We start from the raw sequence: 18,128 nt of genomic DNA, 5'->3' as shown, positions 1-18,128 counted from the left end.
AGTTTCGACAAGCTCAACTTGACAAAATGGTTTCTGATTACTTTTTAGACAGCCTCTTTTAGTTTTCTACTTTTGTTCTTCTAGCTGCGGTGGTTGCTCAGGCTGTTTAAACAAATCTAAATACGCTTCACCTATATAGTCAATAACATGGCTTGCTATTAAACTTTGATACCCAAAATCTTCAACAGCGATATCTGCAGATTTACCATGAAGGTAAGTTCCAAAAATTGCAGCAACTAACGATGTATAGCCTTGAGAAATTAAACCTGTTATTATGCCCATTAAAACATCTCCGCTACCTGCGGTTGCTAATCCGGGATTACCTGTTGTATTTATATATAATTTGTCTTTGTAAACGGTTATAGAATTAGCTCCTTTTACAATAACAATAACATCATACTTGGTAGAAAAAGCTTTGACTTTATCTAGCTTTTCGAAATCATTTTCCCATTTACCAATTAAGCGTTCTAATTCTTTAGGATGTGGTGTTAAAACCGTTTGTTCGGGGATAAATTTTAGTAAGGCTTTCTTCTTTGATAGTATGTTTAAACCGTCGGCATCAATAACTAAAGGAGTTTTGTTTTGTTTCAAAAAAGTTTCAAACGTATTAATCGTTTTAGCGTCTATCCCCACTCCTATTCCGAAACCAATTACTGTTGGTTCTATATCGAATGTAATATCAGTTATCTTTTCTTCATTTGAATCTGTAATTACCATGGCTTCAGGTAATGAAGTTTGCAAAATGTTATAACCGCATTTTGGAATATAAGCTGACACTAATCCAGCGCCTGCTACTAAAGCCGCTTTGCTAGCCAATAATGCTGCACCTATTTTTCCATGGCTCCCTCCTATTATTAAACTATGTCCATAATCTCCTTTATGAGAATACTTATCGCGGGGTCTATAATTAGGTAATATTTCTAGTTTGCCTATTAACTCAACTTCTGTTTCTGTGCTATATAAAAACTCTTGATCTAAACCTATATCTACAACTTCCCATTGTACAGTGTATTTGGCTGTTTCGGGTAGAAAGAAAACCAATTTAGGAGATGCAAAACTTAAAGTAAAGCCTGCATAAACAACAGCTTCTTTATCTTCTATGGCCTTATCTGTGTAAAGCCCTGAAGGAATATCAACAGACAATGTAAAAGCCTTTGTTTTTTTAAAATGAATAAATAATTCTTTAACCCAACTCTGTACGGGTCGATTAAGCCCAATTCCAAATATGGCATCTACAATAATATCATCTTGCTGTATTTCAGGAAAATCTTCAGAACAGCTTAGTAACTCAGGCCATTTTTTTGTGACATTCTTTATGCGATCGTAATTAACTAAAAAATCTTTAGAACGTTTATCACTGCAATTAACCACATAAGTTTTTACATTGTAGCCGTGGGTTATTAAATGTCTTGCAATTACCAGTCCATCACCACCGTTATTTCCAATACCACAAAAAACATGAATTGGAACTTGTGCGCCTTGCATACGCATATGCATCCAATTAAAAATTTGCGTTCCTGCACGCTCCATTAAGTCGGTAGAGGAAATACTTTGACGCTGGGTTGTTAATTTATCACCTTCATAAATCTGTTCTTTAGAAAATATTTTCATCTGTTTATAAATATTGTTTTTTAGCAGTCATATGTAACATTCATATAATCATTTCAATGTTTATCTAAATTTTAGTAATGAATGTTTCATTTTAAAATTATGGATTTTTCAATTCTGAAATGTATTCGTTAGTATTATTAAACGAAAATGCATTCAGCATAAGAATATTGCAAAAAGTTCTTATTAGTTTTTTTATTTGGTTAAATGTAATACTTTTGGAGTGTATATTTAAATACAATGAGTCCAAGAATTTCAAATAAGATTACAATTTTAGCTTTAAATTTTAAGGCTAACACATCTGTTTTTGGATTTACTACAAATACTACAACCCTTTGGGGTTGCTAATTACATATTCTTCAGGTTATTTTTGTGATTTTTTTCATCACGAATTCTTAAATATTTTTTTTAACAAACAATTCATTAAAAAATGAAGGTTTTAAAATTCGGAGGAACTTCTGTAGGTTCTTCAAAAAACATAAATAATGTTATCAAAATTTTAGAAAATTATTCTAAACAAGATAAATTGGTATGCGTAGTTTCTGCTGTTGGTGGTATCACAGATAAATTATTACTCGCTGGGAAGCAGGCTCAAAACAAAGATGATTCTTTTAAAGAAACACTTAGGTTAATAGAGAATATTCATTTCAACATTATCAAAGAATTGAATCCAGATAATAATCAAACTATTTTAGATTATGTTTATGAAAAATTAAACGCACTTAAAAGCTTGTTGGAAGGTATTTATTTAATAAATGAATTATCGCCTAAAACATCTGATAAACTAGTAACTTTTGGAGAAACACTTTCGTCTTTTATCATAGCTGAAACTATGAAAAACAGAAGCTTATCTGCCGAAAGGAAGAACTCGCAAGAATTAATTACTACCAATTCAAACTTTACAAAGGCTGAAGTTGATTATAGTATTACAAACCAAAATATTCGCGATTATTTTAAATCTGTTAAACAAAGCATAACGATATTGCCAGGTTTTATTTCAAAATCTAAAATTGGAGAAATAACAACACTCGGTCGTGGCGGTTCAGACTTTACAGCTGCAATTGTTGCTGCAGCCTTACATGTTGACCAATTAGAAATTTGGACCGATGTAAGTGGAATGTTTACCACGAACCCAAAATTGGTGAAACAGGCATACCCTATCGATAAAATTTCTTATCAAGAGGCTATGGAATTATCGCATTTTGGCGCAAAAGTTTTATACCCTCCAACGGTACAACCCGTGTTGAGCTTGGAAATTCCAATTCATATAAAAAACACTTTAGAACCTGAAGCTGATGGTACTGTTATTTCTAACGACCATATAAAATCACCTTCTCCTGTTCGCGGTATTAGTAACATAAGTAATATAGCTTTGCTCACTCTTGAAGGAAGTGGAATGGTTGGTATTCCAGGTTTTTCTAAACGTTTGTTTGAAACTTTGTCTCAGGAAAAAATAAATGTGATTATGATTACCCAAGCATCATCAGAACATTCTATATGTTTGGGTATTGAAGAAAAGGAAGCTGAAAATGCAAAAGCTGCTGTTGATGCTATTTTTGAAAATGAAATTACCTTAGGGAAAATTGAACCTATTATTGTTGAAACTGGGTTGTCAATTATTGCACTTGTTGGAGATAACATGAAAAATCACCAAGGTATAAGCGGTAAAATGTTTAGCACTTTAGGAAAAAACAATATAAATATTAGAGCTATTGCTCAAGGTGCTTCAGAAAAAAATATTACCGCGGTTATAGATGAAAAAGATGTAAAAAAGGCTCTTAACACTTTGCATGAACAGTTTTTTGAATCTAAAACAAAACAACTTAATGTCTTTATTACTGGTGTTGGAAATGTTGGTGAACGTTTAGTGGAGCAAATCAATCAACAAAAGAAATATTTAGAGGACAACTTAAAAATTAATCTTAGAGTAGCTGGACTTTCAAATTCAAGAACCATGATTTTTGATGATTCTGGTTTAAACTTAAAAGACTGGAAAACACAACTGGCCAATGGTGAAAAAGCATCATTACAAGGATTCTTCGAAAATGCTAAAACATTAAATTTACGTAATAGTATTTTTGTAGATGTTACTGCAAATACAGATGTAGCCAACTTATATCCTCAGTATTTAAGAGAAAGTATTGCTATTGTAGCCTGTAATAAAATTGCATGTTCTAGTGATTACAACAATTATAAGGAACTAAAAAGATTATCATTAAAATACAATGCGCCGTATCTATTTGAAACTAATGTTGGTGCTGGTTTACCTGTAATTGATACACTGAGTAATTTGATAGCTTCTGGTGATAAAGTTAACTCTATTCAAGCGGTTTTATCTGGAAGTTTAAACTTTGTGTTTAATAATTTCAATGATTCTACAAAGTTTTACGATGTTGTAAAACAAGCAGGGGCTGAAGGCTATACAGAACCAGACCCAAGAATTGATTTAAGTGGTGTTGACGTGGCTCGGAAAATATTGATCCTTGCTAGAGAAAGTGGCGTTGAAATGAATCTAGAAGATATTGAAAACACATCTTTCTTATCAGAATCGGGATTAAAAAGTGATACTGTTGAAGATTTTTATCAAACGCTAATTACCGATGAATCACATTATCAAAGTTTATATGCTTCCGCGAAAGCGAACAATTGTCAATTGAAGTATGTAGCAAAATTTGATAATGGAAAAGCAAGTGTGAGTTTGCAGGAAATTCCTGAAGGCCATCCGTTTTATAATTTAGAAGGAAGTGATAATATTGTCATGTTTTACACAGAACGTTACCCAAAGCAGCCTATGATTATTAAAGGTGCTGGTGCTGGTGCAGACGTAACTGCTTCTGGTTTATTCGCCGATATTATTAGAATTGGAAACGATTAAATGATGAACGAAATAAAAATATTTTCTCCTGCAACCGTAGCTAATGTAGCTTGTGGATTTGACGTATTAGGGTTTTGCCTAGATAATGTTGGTGACGACATGATTATTAGAAAATCTGTTAAGAAAGGTATTTACATTACAAAAATTGAAGGTTTCGATTTACCTTATAATGCTGAACTAAATGTTGCTGGGGTTTCTGCATTAGCTATGTACGAGACACTAGATGTAGATTTTGGATTTGAAATAGAAATCTATAAAAATATAAAACCAGGAAGTGGTATTGGTAGTAGTGCAGCTAGTGCTGTTGGTAGCGTATTTGGCATGAACGAATTATTAGGAAACCCATTTAATAAAACACAGCTTACCGAATTTGCAATAAAAGGTGAAGCGTTGGCTAGTAAATGTGAACATGCCGATAACCTCGCTCCTGCTCTTTTTGGTGGATTCACATTAGTTAAAAGTGTTTCTCCTTTACATGTTTTAGAAATTCCAACCCCAGATGATTTGTATGCAACAATTATTCATCCACAAATTGAGATAAAAACGTCTGAAGCTCGTTCCATTTTACCATCTAAAGTCGACCTTAGCGATGCTATTAATCAATGGGCTAATGTTGGAAGTTTAATTCACGCCTTACATACTAGCGATTATAACTTAATTAAAAATTCATTACATGACGGGATTGTTGAACCGCATAGAAGTAAGCTTATTCCCCATTATAATGAAGTAAAGAATGCAGCCTTAAATGTTGAGAGTTTAGGTTGTGGTATTTCTGGTTCTGGACCTTCCATTTTTTCATTAAACAAAGGTTTAGAAACTGCTAATAAAGTTAAAGATGCTATGCAAAATGTATATTCAAATACAGGAATTGAATTTGACATGCATGTCTCAAAAATAAACACTCAAGGTGTTAAGATTATAAGTTAGGATGAACTATTTTGTCACCTTGAGCATTGGTGAAATGAAAATATTTTTTCATTTAAAGCACCTTGCGAAGCAAACAGAAAGGTTTTAAAAACTAATATCCGTCTTCCGTCAATGGTCTTCGGTCAAAATTAAGAAAAAATGATTTACTATTCACTCAACCATAAAGCCCCAAACACATCTTTCAGAGATGCCGTTGTGAGAGGATTAGCACCGGATAAAGGATTGTACTTTCCAGAAAGTATTACGCCGATGCCTAAATCATTTTGGGATAATTTTGATAACCTATCTTATTCTGAAATAGCGTTTGAAGCAATTAAGCAATTTGTTTCTCCTGAAATTCCTAATGACATTTTAAAAACGATAGTCGAAGAAACCTTGTCTTTTGATTTTCCGATAGTTAAGCTGAATGATAATATCTCGACTTTAGAATTATTTCACGGACCAACAATGGCGTTTAAAGATGTTGGCGCACGATTTATGGCGAGATGCTTAGGTTATTTTAATCAGGATAATACTAATGAAGTAACTGTTTTGGTGGCCACATCTGGTGATACAGGTGGTGCTGTTGCTAATGGCTTTTTAGGGGTTAAAGGCGTTAATGTTGTTATTCTCTACCCTAGCGGAAAAGTGAGCGATATTCAAGAGAAGCAATTAACTACGCTTGGCCAAAACATTAAAGCATTAGAAGTTAATGGCTCCTTTGATGATTGCCAAGCCATGGTTAAAACAGCATTCTTGGATGAGTCACTTACTAGTAAAATGCAATTAACTTCAGCCAATTCTATAAATGTAGCACGTTGGTTACCACAGCTCTTTTATTTTATGTTTGCTTACAAACAATTATATAAGAATCATAAAGATATTGTGTTTTCTGTACCTAGTGGAAACTTTGGAAATATATGTGCTGGTATGATGGCACAGCAATTGGGACTTCCTATCAATCATTTTGTAGCATCAAACAATGAAAATAATGTCGTAACACGCTATTTAACATCACAGTTATACAAACCAAAGCCATCGGTACAGACTATATCTAATGCTATGGATGTTGGAGCTCCAAGTAACTTTATTCGTATTCAAGAAATCTATAAAAATGAGTTTCCTACTTTAAAAGAAAATTTATTTTCTTATAGTTTTTCTGACACAGAAACAAGAAAAGCAATGCTTGAAATTTATAATAACTACAATTATGTATCAGACCCACACGGCGCTGTTGGTTATTTAGGCTGTAAATCGTATTTAAAAGAAAACCCAGATGCACAATGTGTGTTTTTAGAAACTGCGCACCCAACAAAGTTCTTAGATGTTGTTGAAGAGGTTATTAAGGAAAAACAACCACTTCCAGAACAAATACAAGCTGTTATGGGTAAAGAAAAAGAAGCGGTTTTAATTTCTACTTATGAGGATTTAAAGAACTTTCTATTGAATTAATCTTGTCATTCAGCTCTTGATGCGAAATCCACATTAAAAAAAATATAATATGACTTCAGTAGACTGGCTTGGTTTTTTAGGTGTTTTTCAAATACTACTCGCATACTTCTTAAATGTTTTGGGTAAAATCTCTAATAACGACTTATCTTTTATGCTTTTAAATCTTTTTGGTGCAGCTATGGCTTGTTTAGCCTCAATTCTTTTAAATTATTGGCCTTTTATAATATTAGAAGCTATTTGGGCTTTGGTGTCTTTATATTCATTATTTAAGTTTAGGAAAAAATTAGCATAAATTGTTTAGAGGAATGAACCAAAATCCTTTAAAACAAAATTTATGTCATTGAAACGAAACTTTCCAAATTTTCGATTTAAAAAGCCAAAATTTTTCAACTCAACTTTAACAAACCTTTTACTCATTCCACGAAATCGTTAATATAAATTTTCAATACATTTGCTTTGATCTAAATTAAAGTAAATTTTAAATGAAAAATACGGCCTTATCAAAAACTCACGATGCTCTTGGAGCTAAAATGGTGCCCTTTGCTGGATACAATATGCCAGTTCAATACGAAGGAATAAACACAGAACATGAAACGGTACGTAATGCCGTTGGTATTTTTGATGTGTCGCACATGGGTGAATTTTTAATAGAAGGAATACATGCACTTGAGTTAATACAGAAAGTATCTAGTAATGACGCCTCAAAATTAACAGTTGGAAAAGCCCAATATAGTTGTTTGCCAAATGATGATGGTGGTATTGTAGATGATTTAATCATTTATAAAATTAAAGAGGAGAGCTATTTATTGGTTGTAAATGCTAGTAATATTGAAAAGGATTGGAATTGGATTCAGTCTAAAAACAATGTTGGCGCAGACATGACAGATTTAAGCGAAGGATATTCCTTACTCGCTATTCAAGGCCCTAAAGCTGTTGAAGCTATGCAGAGTTTATCAAGTCATGACTTGTCGGCTATTAAATTCTACAATTTTGTAGTAGGAGATTTTGCGGGCATTGAACATGTTATTATTTCTGCCACTGGTTATACAGGAAGCGGTGGATTTGAAATTTATTGTAAAAATGCTGAAGTAAAACAGGTTTGGGATAAAGTTTTACAAGCAGGAGCAGATTATGGTATTAAACCCATTGGGCTAGCGGCTCGAGACACCTTAAGATTAGAAATGGGTTATTGCCTATATGGAAATGATATAAATGACAGCACCTCTCCTATCGAAGCTGGTTTGGGCTGGATAACAAAATTCACAAAAGAGTTTACAAACTCTGATGCTTTAAAGGCAGAAAAAGAACGTGGACCAGAACGGAAGCTTATTGCTTTTGAACTTGATGAACGCGGTATTCCAAGGCATGATTACGATATTGTTGATAGTAACGGAAAGGCCATTGGTGTAGTGACTTCTGGCACTATGAGTCCATCTTTAGGTAAAGGAATTGGTCTTGGTTATGTTCCAACCATTTTTGCCGATGTTGGCAGTAAAATAAATATTCAAATACGGAAAAAAGCAATACCAGCAACCGTTGTAAAATTGCCTTTTTATAAAGGATAAATATGCTAGATTTTCAGAAAATACTTAATGGAATATATCAAGAGTTAGCTCATAATTCTGACAAAGGAAAAGTAGCAGATTATATTCCTGAATTAGCAACTATTGATAAAAACAAGTTTGGTATTCATTTAAGAACTTCTAATGGTAATGTTTTTGGGACTGGCGATTTTAATAAAAAATTTTCAATTCAAAGTATTTCTAAGGTTTTTGCTCTTGCTAAAGCTATGGGAATTGTAGGTGAAACCATCTGGGATAGAATAGATGTAGAACCATCTGGACATCCCTTTAATCAATTAGCGCTTTTAGAAGTAGAACATGGAATACCTAGGAACCCTTTTATTAATTCTGGAGCCATTGTTATCGCAGATATTTTATTGTCTAATCTAGAAAATCCAAAGGAAGACTTCTTGCAATTTATAAGAGATTTATCGGGTGATGCCACAATCAATTATAATCCGAATGTAGCACGATCTGAAGAGTCAACGGGTTTTAAAAATTATGCTACTGCAAATCTTCTAAAATCATTTAATAACTTACATAATCCAGTAAACGAAGTTTTGGATTTTTACTTTTATCAATGTTCGATTGAAATGACTTGTAGTCAATTAACTAGCGCTTTTTTCTTTTTAGCGAATAAAGGTAATTGCCTTTTAAATAAAACAAGGCTCACTAAATCTCAAGCTAAGAGAGTTAATGCATTAATGCTAACGTGTGGTTTTTATGATGAAGCAGGAGAATTTGCCTTTGAAATAGGCTTGCCAGGTAAAAGTGGTGTTGGCGGTGGTATCGTTGCACTACTTCCGGACGAGTACGTCATTGCCACATGGTCGCCAGGATTGAATAAAAAAGGTAATTCCTTAATTGGCTTGCAAACATTAGAGCAATTTACAACTAAAACAAAGCTTTCAATATTCTAGAATGGCTTCCTATTGAAGACGGATGTATGATTAAGAGAGAAGAAAAGAATAGAATATTAATTTTAGGTGCTAATGGATTTCTAGGCGGTGCCATTTACAAGGAATTGTGTTCCTATTTTGGAACCTTCGGCACTTATAATGTTACGAACAAACAGTTTGAAAAGAATCATCATTTTTTTCAGTTTAATGTTGAAGAAGATGATATTTATGAGATTTTAGATCTTGTAAAGCCAACAATTATTATTTCGGCAATACGTGGTGATTTTTCAAAACAAGTTTTAATGCATGAACACCTAGCAGAATATGTTTTTTATAATAAAATAAGGTTACTTTTTTTATCGTCGGCTAATGTTTTTGATGCTTACAGTAAATTCCCGAGCTACGAACAAGATAAAACGTATAGCAATAGTATTTATGGTCACTTTAAAATTAAAATAGAAAATATGCTATTGCGACTACCCAAAAAGCAAGTTACTATTTTACGGTTACCAATGGTATTTGGTGCGCAATCACCTCGAATTCAAGAAATTGTTCAGAAAATAAAAGATAATGAACCTATAGAGGTATTCCCTAATTTAATAATGAATGTGACAACAGATTCAAAAGTTACTCAGCAAATTCATTATATAATTAATAGAAATAAATCGGGTGTGTTTCACTTAGGCAGTAGTGATTTGGTGCATCATGATGATTTTGTGAAAGAGATAGTAACATCGTTAGAATTGAAAGAAAGTGCTATTTATAAACGTGTATATACAACTAATGACGATAGATACCTAGCAGTGTTACCAAAGTTTAATAAACTCCCTAAACATCTTCAGCTAACAAGTCAGGTTGTTTTAAAGGAGTTAAAAATTAATTGATTATCAAATTCAAATTCATTAAATTGGTTATAAGTAAACTAAATATATTATGAGTAAATTATCAGAACAAGACATAGAGAAAAAATTACTTCGCTTTCCAGATTGGGATTATTATGAAGATGCCATTCATGCAGAATTTGAATTTGAAAATTTTAAAGATTGTTTTAGTGCTATGAGCAGAATTGCCTTCGAATGTGAAGCATTGAATCATCATCCAAACTGGTCTAATGTATATAATGTACTTACCATATCACTATCAACGCACGACGTTAATGGTGTTACTAATAAAGACTTTAAGCTTGCTGAAGCTATTGAAAATATTGTAGAACCTGATGAATAATTTGTTTTTGATTTGTAGATTTTTAAATTTGTTAAAATTATAATATTAGATTATGGGAAGAGCTTTTGAGTTTAGAAAAGCAAGAAAAATGAAACGTTGGTCGGCTATGAGCAAAGCCTTTACCAGAATAGGTAAAGACATTGTTATGGCTGTAAAGGAAGGTGGTCCAGACCCAGATAGTAATTCGCGTTTAAGAGCTGTTATACAAAATGCTAAGGCGGTAAATATGCCTAAAGACAATGTAGAACGTGCTATTAAAAAAGCAAGTGAAAAAGGTCAAGGCGATTATAAAGAGGTTGTTTTTGAAGGCTACGCGCCTCATGGAATTGCAGTTTTAGTAGAAACCGCTACCGATAATAACACGAGAACCGTTGCCAATGTGCGAAGCTATTTTAATAAATGTGATGGTAGTTTAGGCACATCAGGTTCTGTAGTTTTTATGTTTGATCATACATGTAATTTTAGAATTAATGCAGAAGGATTAGATCCTGAAGAGATTGAGCTAGAATTTATCGATTATGGTGCTGAGGAAGTTTTTGCAGATGATGATGGGATTTTAATTTACGCGCCTTTTGAAAGTTTTGGAGCTATACAGGCCGAATTAGAATCGAGAAAAGTAGAAATTCTATCTTCCGGGTTTGAGCGAATTCCGCAGGTAACAAAGTTACTTTCTGAAGATGCAGCAGCAGATGTTGAAAAATTATTGGAAAAGCTTGAAGAAGATGATGATGTACAAAATGTGTATCACACAATGGAAGAAACAACTGAATAAGCAGGTTTGAATATTATTAAAAAGAAGACATAGTTCCTGTTTTTTTGATCTATTTATTTCTAACATAAATTAATTTAAACCTTCCATTGGTTTGGTCTCTTTGTTCTAATTCAAAATGATCTAAAGATTTAAATAGTGGTGTTAATTTTGCAAAGCCAAAGTTTCTGGAGTCAAAATTGGGTTGCTTTTTCAAAATTAAAGATCCCACATCTCCCAGAAAAGCCCAACCATCGTCATCTGCAGCATCATCAACAGAATTCTGAAGAAGCTTAATAACTTTGGGTGTTATATTGTATAAATTTTCTTTTTTCTTCTTTCCGGACTTTTCACCTTTTTCGTTATCCTCGTCGTTGGCAAGAATTTCTAAATAAATAAATTTATCACATGCCACGATAAATGGATTTGGCGTTTTCTTCTCACCCATTCCATAAACAACCATGGCGGCTTCACGCAAACGAGTCGCTAATTTTGTAAAATCGCTATCAGAAGACACCAAACAAAACCCATTAACTTTTTCAGAATATAAAATATCCATCGCATCAATTATCATAGCAGAATCTGTTGCATTCTTACCAGTTGTATAGCCATATTGTTGTATTGGTGTTATGGCGTTTTCTAACAACACATTTTTCCATTTCGATAAATGCGGTTTTGTCCAATCACCGTAAATTCTTTTTATAGTTGGAGTGCCATACTTAGCTATTTCTTCCATCATTTCAGAAATGTACTTTGATGGTATATTATCACCGTCAATTAATACGGCTATTTTTGTGTCTTTTATCATAGGTCGAAAGTTACTGAAATATAATGATTTATTTGTATGAAGGATTATTAGTTTTATTATGTAAGTTCCAAATAAGGCAGAAAAACAAAAGCTACTCTATATTAGAGTAGCTTTATTTTTTATGGATAGGCGAATGTTTCTTTTTAGGAACAAATAATTGTTTACTTTATGTTTCATTCGTTATACTTTGAATATTACAATTTCTATGCCAGAATCATTATGACATAATATTAAGAGTAGTGAGGTACTTTTCCTTTAACATGCTTAAAGAAGCTTTGCATGTATTCAAAATCGGCATCTTTGTCGTTTGTTGGATAAAATGGTTCTGAGATTTTATTTCGTTTATTTTCAAAATCTAGCGTAAACATAATAATTGGAACATTAGCTTCTTTAGCAATATAGTAAAAACCTGTTCGCCATTTGTTTACTTTTTTTCGGGTTCCTTCCGGTGATAATGTCATTCTGAATTCGTCTTTATTTTTAAATAATTCAGCAATGGCATTTACTTTATTTTCTTTTTTATGCCTATCGATAGGAGCTCCACCAAGTATTCTGAATAGCCAGCCTAACGGAAAAACAAATAGTTCTTTTTTTCCAACAAAATTAGTTTTAATTCGTAATACAGATCTAAGTAATACACCAATATAGAAATCGTGCCAGCTTGTATGAGGTGCAGCAATTATAATAGCTTTTTTTACGGAATCTTTAGAAAAATTGGTATTGCCTTCAACCTGCCAACCTAGAATTTTAAAATATACAAGTTTAGCCAGCCATCGCATACTACATTTTTAAATAAAGTTGTCTTAATTTTTTTGGTGTGATAGTTTTTTTCCAGTTTTTACCAAGTGCATTTTCCCAAAGAGGTTCTAAGCTTAAAGATATATTTATCATTGTATCGATATCTTTATCACTTAAATCGGCACAAATACCAGTAGGCAATTCAATGTTGTGTTTTAGTTTCATTGCCTTAAAAAGTTTTACATCTTCTGGGTAAAACTCCTCTAAATGATCAAAAACAATGCAATTACCAATACCATGTTTTGTTCCTAAAACAAAAGATAAACCATAACTCATAGCGTGAGCTACACCAACTTGTGAATAAACAATACTCATTCCTCCATGCCATGAAGCCATCATAAGCTGATCTTGAGCATCTTCTATAGATAAGTTATCATCTAAAAAGATTTCTTTACATTGTGCATAAGCCATATCTCCATAACTCTTACTAAAAGCGTTTAAGTAAGTACCATTTAAAGATTCTACACAATGAATAAAACAATCCATACCCGTATAGAACCATTGATCTCTAGGTACCCCTTTAGTTAATTCAGGGTCTAATATAACTTGATCGAATGGCGTGAAATCTGAATTTATACCTAATTTTTTTGTTGGGCCCGTCAATACAGTGGTTCGCGAAACTTCGGCTCCAGTTCCAGATATTGTTGGAATACCTACATGGTATATACCAGGATTTTTTACTAAATCCCAACCTTGATAATCTTTTGTTTCTCCTTTATTAGTTAGCATAATAGCAACCGCCTTAGCTAAATCTAACATGCTCCCTCCTCCTATTCCAATAATTCCTGATGGGCGTTCTTTACAATTTAAAATAATATCTTCAACCAGTTTATCTACCTGAGAAGTACTGGGTTCTTCCTTTGCAGATTCATAGATAACCCTGTCATCATAGGATAAAGGGATTCGAGAAGTTAACCATGAATTGCTTTTAAAAACATCGTCTACAATGTAAATAAAAGGGGCTTTCATGCTTAAGCGTTTTGGAGCTATAACCTCGCTTAATTGATTGAAACTACCTCTGCCAAACATTACATTTGACACCATTGGAAAGTTTTTATAACTCATTTATTAATTTTCTTTTGTAAAATGTAAAAATAGCATTATTTAATTTCTACTGGTTTAAATATTCCTGAAATTTTTCTGAAAATATTCCTACATGATAACCGTCTACTAAAGCGTGATTTACACATACTGAAACATTCATTATTAATTTATCTTCAACATATGAAGCTTTGCCAAAAGCAAATTTAGGCACAGAATCTATTGTATTAGAAACTGGTTCTTTATGCCCTGAGAAATTAAGCCATGGCATAGCAGAGCAGTGTATACAATCTAAACTGTTTTTAGGTGGATAAAGATCATTAGAATTTTGAATTCTAAGTTTTTCTTTCTCAAAATTTTTAGCAAATTCATTCAAGTTTTCATCATATTCAATAAATGAAAACCCAAAAGTATTATCGCTTCTCATGATTGTAGGCGATGCATGAATAATTTTATATACTATAACTTTCCCTTCTTCTATTCTATATTTAAAATTTTCAACAGCATTTATTGCTTTCATGCAATCGTGTAAGTATTTTATAAAAAAACTCACATTATTTTGTTTCGAATATTTGTAAGCCTTAGTAACATCGAATGGAATAACGATCGAAAAATAGGGGTCTGACAACGACATAAAATGTTCATAATGCTTTTTTCTATTCCATGTATTAATATCTATTTCTGTCAAATTAACTCAAAATATTTAAAATTTCATTTAAAGAATTAATGGTTTTATAAGCTTTCCCATTGGTTTCCTTCTCACTTACCTCTTCATGTGCCCAAGTGGTATGAAAAGGAACATGAATGGCATTAGCTCCAATATTTACTAATGGTAAAACATCAGATTTTAATGAATTACCTATCATTAAAAACTCATTGGGTTTTATATCTAAATGATTTAGTAATTTAGAATAATTCACTTCTTGCTTATCACTTAAAACTTCAATATGGTGAAAATAATCTGTTAATCCAGATTTCTCTAGTTTACGTTCTTGGTCTAACAAATCTCCTTTAGTGGCTAATATAAGTCTGTATTTTTTTGACAATGTTTTAAGGACATCTTCAACGCCATCTAATAATTCTACTGGTTTATTCAACATCTCTTTGCCAATATTTAAAACAGCGTTAATAGTTTGTGGTGATATATTATTATTAGATAACTCTAAAGCGCTCTCAACCATAGATAGAACAAATGCCTTAACGCCATATCCATATAAAGGAAGGTTGTCAATTTCTTTTTTGAATAACTCTTGGTCTATTTTATTTGGTGTTTCGTACTTCGATAATAACTTGGCAAACTCCTTTTCGGCTTCACGAAAATATGTTTCGTTAACCCAAAGAGTATCATCGGCATCAAAACCTATTACCTTTATGTTTTGAGAATTCACCTCCATAACCTTCTTGCGCGTTCTAGATCTGCTGGTGTATCAATTTCTACGCCTTCAATATCTGTTTCAACCATTTTAATTCGTTTGCCATATTCTAAATAGCGTAACTGCTCAAGTTTTTCAGAAGCTTCTAAAGTGAGCATTGGTAAATTGTAAAAATCTAGAATAGCTTGTTTTCTAAAGGCATAAACGCCTTTATGTTTATAGTACTTTACTGGAACACTTTTATCTCTTTGGTACGGTATCGGGCTTCTAGAAAAATATAATGCAAAATTTAATTGATCTACAATTGTTTTAACGGTATTTGGGTTTTTAATTTCTTCTTCATTTGTAATATGCACCATTAGCGACGCTAAGTCTATCTCTTTATTGGAGTCATTCTTAAAAGCGTCTATGAGCATACTTAAGGAGTTCTTATCGATAAAAGGTTCATCTCCTTGCACATTAATAACAATATCAATATCCATGTTTTCTACTGCTTCTGCTATTCTATCACTTCCGCATTCATGTTCTTTGATACTCATTATGGCTTTTCCACCATTATTAACAACTTCATCAAAAATAATTTCACTATCTGTAACCACAAAAACATCTTCGAATAAATTCGTTGCAACAGTTGCCTCGTAAGTTCGCATAATAACTGTTTTGCCTCCAAGGTCTTGCATAAGCTTTCCTGGAAAACGAGACGCACCATAGCGTGCTGGAATCATAGATATTATTTTCATGCTTTAGAGTAAATTGTATATGAAAATCATATAATAAGGCTTAATTATTTAATTTCAAAAATAGTATAATTATTATTGCTTTTGTTCTCTAGGGGATTTAAACTTCTTGAAGATTCTGAAAATTATAAATAGAATAATAATTACTAGGACAATTGCTAATACAGGCAAAAATATTGACACTATAGACATGACCGCCGCAGTGCCAGTTTCTATGGTAGAAACTACAGGATTTGCTAAACCTCCTGTTGTTACTGTTGATGCTAAGCGTGTGGTACTTGATGATCCAGCAATTGCAGCTGCCGTACCTCCACCCGCAATAATAGCCAAAGACCAAGTAATAACAGGGCTTAAATCTGCAACAGTTGAAAGCATTACAGCTGTTCCTGCCAATGCTGCTAATGGTACCGCAATACTATCTAATAAATTATCTATATAAGGGATAAAATAGGCGGCTATCTCTACCAGTGTTGCTGCACCTAAAGTAACCAATGCGGTTGTGCTCCCTACCCATTGCCAAGATTCATTAAGTTGCCAAACATCAAAATAGGAAGCTAAACTTAACACAAATAATGGTAAAAATACTCGAAAGCCAACAGATGCTGCTAAGCCAACACCAAGGCAAATACTAATTATGGTTTCTACTGTCATGTTTAATAAATATCAAAAACTATTCCTCAAAAAAATCGTCTTTAAAGCCTATAAGATATAACTTTTCTTTTGCTCTTGTAACTGCCGTATACAACCATCTTAAATAATCTTTATCAATACCATTTGGTAAATATGGTTGTTCTACAAAAACCGTATTCCATTGTCCACCTTGCGATTTATGACATGTTATGGCATAAGAAAATTTCACTTGCAAAGCATTAAAGTGCTTGCTTCCTTTAACTTTTAAAAATTTTTTATAGTTGCTAGTTTCATTTTCAAAATCCCTCATAATCTCCTGATATAATCTATTAGAATCATCATAGGGCAAAGAAGGTGTTTCAGCATCTATTGTATCTAACAACAGTACCGTTTCAAACGGACGCATTCTTGGGTAATCTACCATGCGTACTTTTACTTCCGCGAAGCGAAAACCATAAAGTTCTTCTATTTTAAAAATTTCGAGAACCTCGATTATATCACCGTTTGCAATAAAACCTGCCTCAGTTGTTGGTTTAATCCAGAAATAATTGTTTTTAACAACCATCAAGTAATCACCTGCCGACAATTCGTTTTCATTAAATAAAATACGACTTCGTATTTGCTGATTGTACATATTAGCACGCTTATTACTTCTAACTATTATGGCTGTTTCTTCGTTGCCCAAATTACTATAAGCATCGTTAATAGCATCCATAATTTCGTAGCCATCAATAAGTCTAATAATATCTTTATATCCTTTTAAGTCGAATTTAAAAGCCTCATAAAATGCATGTGCTATGGCATCTCGTAATAGTGTAGCATTTGCCAGAATACCAGAGTTTTGTTCTTGCCTTACAACTTCATCAAGTTCCATTTTAGTAACTTCTTTATTGTAATTTAAAGACAGTAAATTTTCATCTAAAGCGGGGCTTAAATCTAGTTTTACTGGAGGAAGTTGTGCTGTATCACCAATTAATAGAAGTTTACATTGATGACCGGAATACACGTACTGCATCAAATCGTCTAATAACGATCCGTTTTCAAATAACTTAGATTCCCCTGGTGTATCAGGTACCATAGAAGCTTCATCAACAATAAAAAGCGTGTTTTTATGCTTGTTTGGTTGCAAAATAAATTTGACGCCTCCACCCTTTTCTTTTTTTGGAAAATATATTTTTTTATGAATGGTAAATGCCTCTTTTCCTGAATAATTAGATATCACTTTTGCCGCTCTGCCTGTTGGAGCCATTAATACAGCGCTCTTTTTCGCTTTCCATAAGTTTGTAACAATTGAACCAACTATTGTTGTTTTTCCTGTACCTGCATAGCCTTTAAGAACATACAAACTGTTAGGGTCTTTGCTAAAAATAAATAGCGCAAGTTGCTGTAATACAATATCTTGCTTTTGTGTAGGTTCAAAAGGAAACTGTTGTTTTATAATGGAATAAAATTCGGATGACGTCATTT

Annotated in this window: 18 protein-coding genes; 9 read left to right on the top strand and 9 right to left on the bottom strand. The window is 32.8% G+C overall.

The annotated features are described in order from the left end of the window. Nucleotides 1–66 precede the first annotated feature (66 nt). Nucleotides 67–1,611, bottom strand: coding sequence for an NAD(P)H-hydrate dehydratase (locus AC2D6V_RS10835; RefSeq protein ID WP_484648184.1), 1,545 nt, complete (start codon nt 1,609–1,611; stop codon nt 67–69). A gap of 427 nt (nt 1,612–2,038) precedes the next feature. On the opposite strand from AC2D6V_RS10835, the gene thrA reads away from it, so the two are divergent. The 9 genes from thrA (at nt 2,039) to AC2D6V_RS10790 (ending at nt 11,298) form a co-directional block, all read left to right on the top strand. Further along, nucleotides 2,039–4,483: a bifunctional aspartate kinase/homoserine dehydrogenase I gene (thrA, locus tag AC2D6V_RS10830; RefSeq protein ID WP_484648183.1), complete on the top strand. Its 2,445-nt coding sequence runs from the start codon at nt 2,039–2,041 to the stop codon at nt 4,481–4,483. Nucleotides 4,484–4,486: 3 nt separating this feature from the next. Continuing rightward, nucleotides 4,487–5,410 carry a homoserine kinase gene (locus tag AC2D6V_RS10825; protein ID WP_484648195.1) on the top strand — a complete coding sequence of 308 codons (924 nt, stop codon included), beginning with the start codon at nt 4,487–4,489 and terminating at the stop codon, nt 5,408–5,410. Between the two features lie 138 nt (nt 5,411–5,548). After that, on the top strand, nt 5,549–6,841 hold the full coding sequence (thrC, locus tag AC2D6V_RS10820; protein WP_484648182.1) for a threonine synthase: 1,293 nt from the start codon (nt 5,549–5,551) through the stop codon (nt 6,839–6,841). 49 nt (nt 6,842–6,890) lie between these two features. Continuing rightward, nucleotides 6,891–7,133, top strand: a complete 243-nt coding sequence (locus AC2D6V_RS10815; protein WP_484648181.1) for a CBU_0592 family membrane protein — start codon at nt 6,891–6,893, stop codon at nt 7,131–7,133. Nucleotides 7,134–7,323: 190 nt separating this feature from the next. Continuing rightward, nucleotides 7,324–8,406: a glycine cleavage system aminomethyltransferase GcvT gene (gene gcvT / locus AC2D6V_RS10810; protein ID WP_484648180.1), complete on the top strand. Its 1,083-nt coding sequence runs from the start codon at nt 7,324–7,326 to the stop codon at nt 8,404–8,406. Between the two features lie 2 nt (nt 8,407–8,408). Then, nucleotides 8,409–9,323, top strand: coding sequence for a glutaminase (locus AC2D6V_RS10805; protein WP_484648178.1), 915 nt, complete (start codon nt 8,409–8,411; stop codon nt 9,321–9,323). Between the two features lie 26 nt (nt 9,324–9,349). Then, entirely contained in the window at nt 9,350–10,186 is an 837-nt protein-coding gene (locus AC2D6V_RS10800; protein WP_484648177.1) for a sugar nucleotide-binding protein, read from the top strand. A 49-nt stretch (nt 10,187–10,235) separates the two neighbouring features. Further along, nucleotides 10,236–10,526: a 4a-hydroxytetrahydrobiopterin dehydratase gene (locus AC2D6V_RS10795; RefSeq protein ID WP_484648176.1), complete on the top strand. Its 291-nt coding sequence runs from the start codon at nt 10,236–10,238 to the stop codon at nt 10,524–10,526. Between the two features lie 52 nt (nt 10,527–10,578). Further along, nucleotides 10,579–11,298 carry a YebC/PmpR family DNA-binding transcriptional regulator gene (locus tag AC2D6V_RS10790; protein WP_484648175.1) on the top strand — a complete coding sequence of 240 codons (720 nt, stop codon included), beginning with the start codon at nt 10,579–10,581 and terminating at the stop codon, nt 11,296–11,298. A 49-nt stretch (nt 11,299–11,347) separates the two neighbouring features. Here the strand turns inward: AC2D6V_RS10790 and AC2D6V_RS10785 are convergent, their stop codons facing one another. The 8 genes from AC2D6V_RS10785 to AC2D6V_RS10750 all read right to left on the bottom strand — a co-directional run bounded on the left by AC2D6V_RS10785 (nt 11,348) and on the right by AC2D6V_RS10750 (nt 18,126). Beyond that, nucleotides 11,348–12,082 (bottom strand): NYN domain-containing protein, encoded by a 735-nt coding sequence (locus tag AC2D6V_RS10785; RefSeq protein WP_484648173.1) that lies wholly within the window; start codon nt 12,080–12,082, stop codon nt 11,348–11,350. 230 nt (nt 12,083–12,312) lie between these two features. Then, nucleotides 12,313–12,861, bottom strand: coding sequence for a 1-acyl-sn-glycerol-3-phosphate acyltransferase (locus AC2D6V_RS10780; protein ID WP_484648172.1), 549 nt, complete (start codon nt 12,859–12,861; stop codon nt 12,313–12,315). Nucleotide 12,862: 1 nt separating this feature from the next. After that, entirely contained in the window at nt 12,863–13,945 is a 1,083-nt protein-coding gene (locus AC2D6V_RS10775; RefSeq protein ID WP_484648171.1) for an iron-containing alcohol dehydrogenase family protein, read from the bottom strand. 46 nt (nt 13,946–13,991) lie between these two features. Next, nucleotides 13,992–14,609, bottom strand: coding sequence for a CatA-like O-acetyltransferase (locus AC2D6V_RS10770; protein ID WP_484648170.1), 618 nt, complete (start codon nt 14,607–14,609; stop codon nt 13,992–13,994). 1 nt (nt 14,610) lies between these two features. Beyond that, on the bottom strand, nt 14,611–15,315 hold the full coding sequence (locus tag AC2D6V_RS10765) for an HAD family hydrolase (protein WP_484648169.1): 705 nt from the start codon (nt 15,313–15,315) through the stop codon (nt 14,611–14,613). Continuing rightward, complete coding sequence (kdsB, locus tag AC2D6V_RS10760) at nt 15,306–16,034, bottom strand: 3-deoxy-manno-octulosonate cytidylyltransferase (RefSeq protein WP_484648168.1); 729 nt, start codon at nt 16,032–16,034, stop codon at nt 15,306–15,308. Before kdsB ends, AC2D6V_RS10765 begins: the two co-directional genes overlap by 10 nt. Before the next feature lie 72 nt (nt 16,035–16,106). Next, nucleotides 16,107–16,682 (bottom strand): DUF4126 domain-containing protein, encoded by a 576-nt coding sequence (locus AC2D6V_RS10755; RefSeq protein ID WP_484648166.1) that lies wholly within the window; start codon nt 16,680–16,682, stop codon nt 16,107–16,109. Between the two features lie 19 nt (nt 16,683–16,701). Continuing rightward, complete coding sequence (locus AC2D6V_RS10750; protein ID WP_484648164.1) at nt 16,702–18,126, bottom strand: ATP-dependent DNA helicase; 1,425 nt, start codon at nt 18,124–18,126, stop codon at nt 16,702–16,704. Between the last annotated feature and the right edge of the window lie 2 nt (nt 18,127–18,128).

The sequence above is a fragment of the Algibacter sp. YIN40 genome (assembly GCF_057219435.1).
Note: the sequence above shows the minus strand (reverse complement) of the source record. Positions and strands in the feature narration are given on the sequence as shown.